The organism is Streptomyces sp. FH025, assembly GCF_017427025.1.
Lineage (GTDB): Bacteria > Actinomycetota > Actinomycetes > Streptomycetales > Streptomycetaceae > Kitasatospora.
Genome location: NZ_JAFLNG010000680.1, coordinates 1 through 4,158, shown reverse-complemented (window position 1 = coordinate 4,158; position 4,158 = coordinate 1). Strand labels below are relative to the sequence as shown.

At 72.2% G+C, this 4,158-nt stretch carries 2 protein-coding genes; one reads left to right on the top strand and one right to left on the bottom strand.

Annotation, left to right across the window (positions count from 1 at the left end; translation table 11 throughout):
* Positions 1-188 precede the first annotated feature (188 nt).
* Positions 189-2,681: a DEAD/DEAH box helicase gene (locus J0670_RS31935; protein WP_243437821.1), complete on the bottom strand. Its 2,493-nt coding sequence runs from the start codon at positions 2,679-2,681 to the stop codon at positions 189-191.
* Between the two features lie 171 nt (positions 2,682-2,852).
* Here J0670_RS31935 and J0670_RS31930 point away from each other — a divergent pair, with 171 nt between their 5' ends.
* On the top strand, positions 2,853-4,073 hold the full coding sequence (locus J0670_RS31930) for an 8-amino-7-oxononanoate synthase (protein WP_207815466.1): 1,221 nt from the start codon (positions 2,853-2,855) through the stop codon (positions 4,071-4,073).
* Positions 4,074-4,158: the final 85 nt, after the last annotated feature.

The following is a 4,158-nucleotide window of genomic DNA, read 5'->3' as shown; positions in this document are numbered from 1 at the left end:
TCGAACCCGGCGCCGTCCACCCCGACGCCGACCGCCTCCGGCGGCGAGCCGAACCTGGACGAGGCCACCCGGGCGCTGTCCTACGCGGCGGGTCAGCCGTTTGTCTGGATGTGACAAACGCCAAGGGGTCCGGCGCGCTCGCGCCGGGCCCCTTTTGACGGTCACTCAATCGCGATCCTGACGGGCGGTCAGCCGCCGAGCCGGTCCACCGAGGTCACCCGCAGCACCGCCCGGCCCTCCTCGTCCGAGCCGTACAGGTCGACCTCGGCGCTGATGCCCCAGTCGTGGTCGCCCTCCGGGTCGTCGAAGATCTGCCGGACCTTCCAGGCGGAGTCCTCCTCCTCGATGATCAGCATCTTCGGGCCGCGCGCGTCCGGGCCGGTGCCCAGGTCGTCGTACTCCTCCCAGTACCCGTCCATGGCGTCCGCCCAGCGGTCCGCGTCCCAGCCGTACTCGCCGTCCAGCTCGCCGAGTTCGTCCCAGTGCTCCAGGGCGCACAGCTCGACCCGGCGGAACATCTCGTTGCGCACCAGCACCCGGAAGGCGCGGGCGTTGGCGGTGACCGGCGCGGGCCGGTCGTCCAGCGAGACCTCGGCGGCCTGCGGCTCGGTCGGGTTGGCCAGCTGCTCCCACTCGTCCAGCAGGCTGGAGTCGACCTGGCGGACCAGCTCGCCGAGCCAGGCGATGACGTCCTTGAGGTCGTCCGTCTTCACGTCCTCGGGGACGGTCTGCTCCAGCGCCTTGTACGCGCCGGCCAGGTAGCGCAGCACGATGCCCTCGGTGCGCGCCAGCTCGTAGAAGCCGACGTAGTCCGAGAAGGTCATCGCCCGCTCGTACAGGTCGCGGACCACGGACTTCGGCTGGAGCTGGTGGTCGCCGATCCACGGGTGCGCCCGGCGGTACACCTCGTAGGCGTGGGTGAGCAGTTCCTCCAGCGGCTTCGGGTACGTGATCTCCTGGAGCCGCTCCATCCGCTCCTCGTACTCGATGCCGTCCCGCTTCATCTCGCCGACGGCCTCCCCGCGCGCCTTGTTCTGCTGCGCGGCGAGGATCTGGCGCGGGTCGTCGAGGGTCGCCTCGACCACCGAGATGACGTCCATCGCGTAGGACGGCGAGGTCGGGTCGAGCAGCTCGAAGGAGGCCAGGGCGAAGGTGGACAGCGGCTGGTTGAGCGCGAAGTTCTCCTGGAGGTCCAGGGTGAGGCGGACGATCCGGCCCTCGGCGTCCGGCTCCGGCAGCCGCTCCACCACGCCGCCCTCCAGCAGCGAGCGGTAGATCGCGATCGCGGTGCGGATGTGGCGGCGCTGGGCGGCCTTGTCCTCGTGGTTGTCGGTGAGGAGCTTGCGCATCGCCTCGAAGGCGTTGCCCGGGCGGCCGATCACCGACAGCAGCATCGCGTGGCTCACCTTGAACCGGGAGACCAGCGGTTCGGGGTCGGCGCCGATCAGCTTCTCGAAGGTCTCCTCCGTCCAGCCGACGAAGCCCTCCGGTGCCTTCTTGCGCACCACCTTGCGCTTCTTCTTCGGGTCGTCCCCGGCCTTGGCGATCGCCTTGTCGTTCTCGATCACGTGCTCGGGCGCCTGCGCCACCACCTGGCCGACGGTGTCGAACCCGGCCCGGCCGGCCCGACCGGCGATCTGGTGGAACTCGCGGGCGCGCAGGATGCGCACCCGCTGCCCGTCGTACTTCGACAGGGCGGTGAACAGCACCGTGCGGATCGGCACATTGACGCCGACACCGAGCGTGTCCGTCCCGCAGATCACCTTCAGCAGGCCCGCCTGGGCGAGGCGTTCGACCAGCCGGCGGTACTTCGGCAGCATGCCCGCGTGGTGCACGCCGATCCCGTGGCGGACGTAACGGGACAGGTTGCGGCCGAACTTGGTGGTGAAGCGGAAGTTGCCGATCAGATCGGCGATGGCCTCCTTCTCCGCCTTCGAGCACATGTTGATGCTCATCAGCGACTGGGCCCGCTCCACCGCCTCCTTCTGCGTGAAGTGCACGACGTAGACCGGCGCCTGGCCGGTCTGGAGCAGCTCCTCCAGGGTGTCGTGCATCGTGGTGCGGCGGTACTCGTAGAACAGCGGCACCGGGCGGGTCGCGTTGCGCACCACGGTGGTCGGACGGCCGGTGCGGCGGGTCAGGTCCTCCTCGAAGCGGCGCACGTCGCCGAGCGTCGCCGACATCAGCAGGAACTGCGCCTGCGGCAGCTCCAGCAGCGGGATCTGCCAGGCCCAGCCGCGGTCCGGCTCGGCGTAGAAGTGGAACTCGTCCATGACCACCTGGCCGATGTCCGCCCGGGCGCCGTCGCGCAGCGCGATCTGGGCCAGCACCTCGGCGGTGCAGCAGATGATCGGCGCGGTCGGGTTCACGCTCGCGTCGCCGGTCATCATGCCGACCTGCTCGGTGCCGAACATCTTCACCAGGTCGAAGAACTTCTCCGACACCAGCGCCTTGATCGGCGCCGTGTAGAACGTCCGCTGCCCCTCCGCGAGCGCCGCGAAGTGCGCCCCCGCCGCCACCAGGCTCTTGCCCGACCCGGTCGGCGTCGCCAGGATCACGTTGTTCCCGGACACCAGCTCGATCAGCGCCTCCTCCTGCGCCGGGTACAGCGTGATCCCCCGATCCTCCGCCCAGGCTGCGAACGTCTCGTACAGCGCATCGGGCGTGGCGGGCTTCGGCATCAGATCAAGGAGCGTCACCCGGCTATCTTGCCTGCTCGCCGCCACCCCGGGCAAAGCCTCACAGCGACGGGAGACGGTGCCCCGGTTGTCACGACCGGCCAGTGGGCCGCACCGATCATGTGTCGGGTGGCACATTGATCCCCGTTCGCGGGGCGTGCCAGAGTGCCGGGCATGATCCTGCCGCTCGCGTCTGAAACGCGTCCTTCCGTTGTCGCTCCGGCTCATGTCTTCGACTGGCTCGACGAGGCCGCCGGGTTGCGGGCCGAGGCGGGGCTGACGCGGACGTTGCGCAGCCGGGAGGCCGGGGACGGGGTGCTGGACCTCGCCGGGAACGACTATCTGGGGCTGACCAGGCACCCGGTGGTGACGCGGGCGGCCGCGGAGGCGGCGCTGCGGTGGGGCGGGGGGTCGACGGGGTCGCGGCTGGTGACCGGGACGACGGCGCTGCACACCGAGCTGGAGGAGGAGCTGGCCGCGTTCTGCGGGGCGGAGGCCGCGCTGGTGTTCTCCTCCGGGTACACGGCCAACCTCGCGGCGCTCACCGCGCTGACCGACCCGGACACGCTGATCGTGTCGGATGCCTACAACCACGCCTCGCTCATCGACGGCTGCCGGCTCTCCCGGGCGGACGTCCACCGCGCCCCGCACAGTGACCCTGCCGCGGTGGCGGAGGTGCTGGCCGGGCGGACGCAGCGGCGGGCGCTGGTGGTCACCGACTCGGTGTTCTCCGTGGACGGCGACGCGGCCCCGCTGCGCGGACTGTCCGAGGCCGTCCGGGCGCACTGCGCCGCACTGCTGGTGGACGACGCGCACGGGCTGGGCGTGCTCGGCCCCGGCGGGCGCGGCGCGCTGGCGGCGGCCGGGCTGGCCGGGCAGCCGGACACGGTCGCCACCATGACGCTGTCCAAGTCGCTCGGCTCGCAGGGTGGCGCCGTGGTCGGCCCGCGCCGGGTGATCCGCCACCTGACCGAGACCGCCCGCACCTTCATCTTCGACACCGGCCTCGCCCCGGCCGCGGCCGGGGCCGCCCTCGCCGCCCTGCGCCTGCTGCGCGCCGAGCCGCACCGCGCCGACCGTGCCCGCGAGGTCGCCCGCGCCCTCGCCGCCCGGCTGACCGAGGCGGGCCTGGACGCCTGCGAGCCGGAGGCCGCCGTGGTCTCGGTACGGGCTCCGGGCCCGGAGGCCGCCGTGGCCTGGGCCGCCGACTGCCTCCGGGCCGGGCTCGCGGTCGGCTGCTTCCGGCCGCCGTCCGTCCCGGACGGCGTCTCCCGGCTGCGGCTGACGGCGCGCGGTGACCTGACGGACGGGCAGATCGCGGAGGCGGTGCGGATCGTCGCCGAGCTGGCCCCGGCGGGCGCAACTCCGGTGGATCGTACGGCTACCGAGCGCTAGAGGTGCGCTCGGTGTTCGGCCGGTTGTAGCCGGGGGAGGGCCGGGCGAGGCGCCCAGTCGGTGATCTTGGACGGTTAGGCTGCCG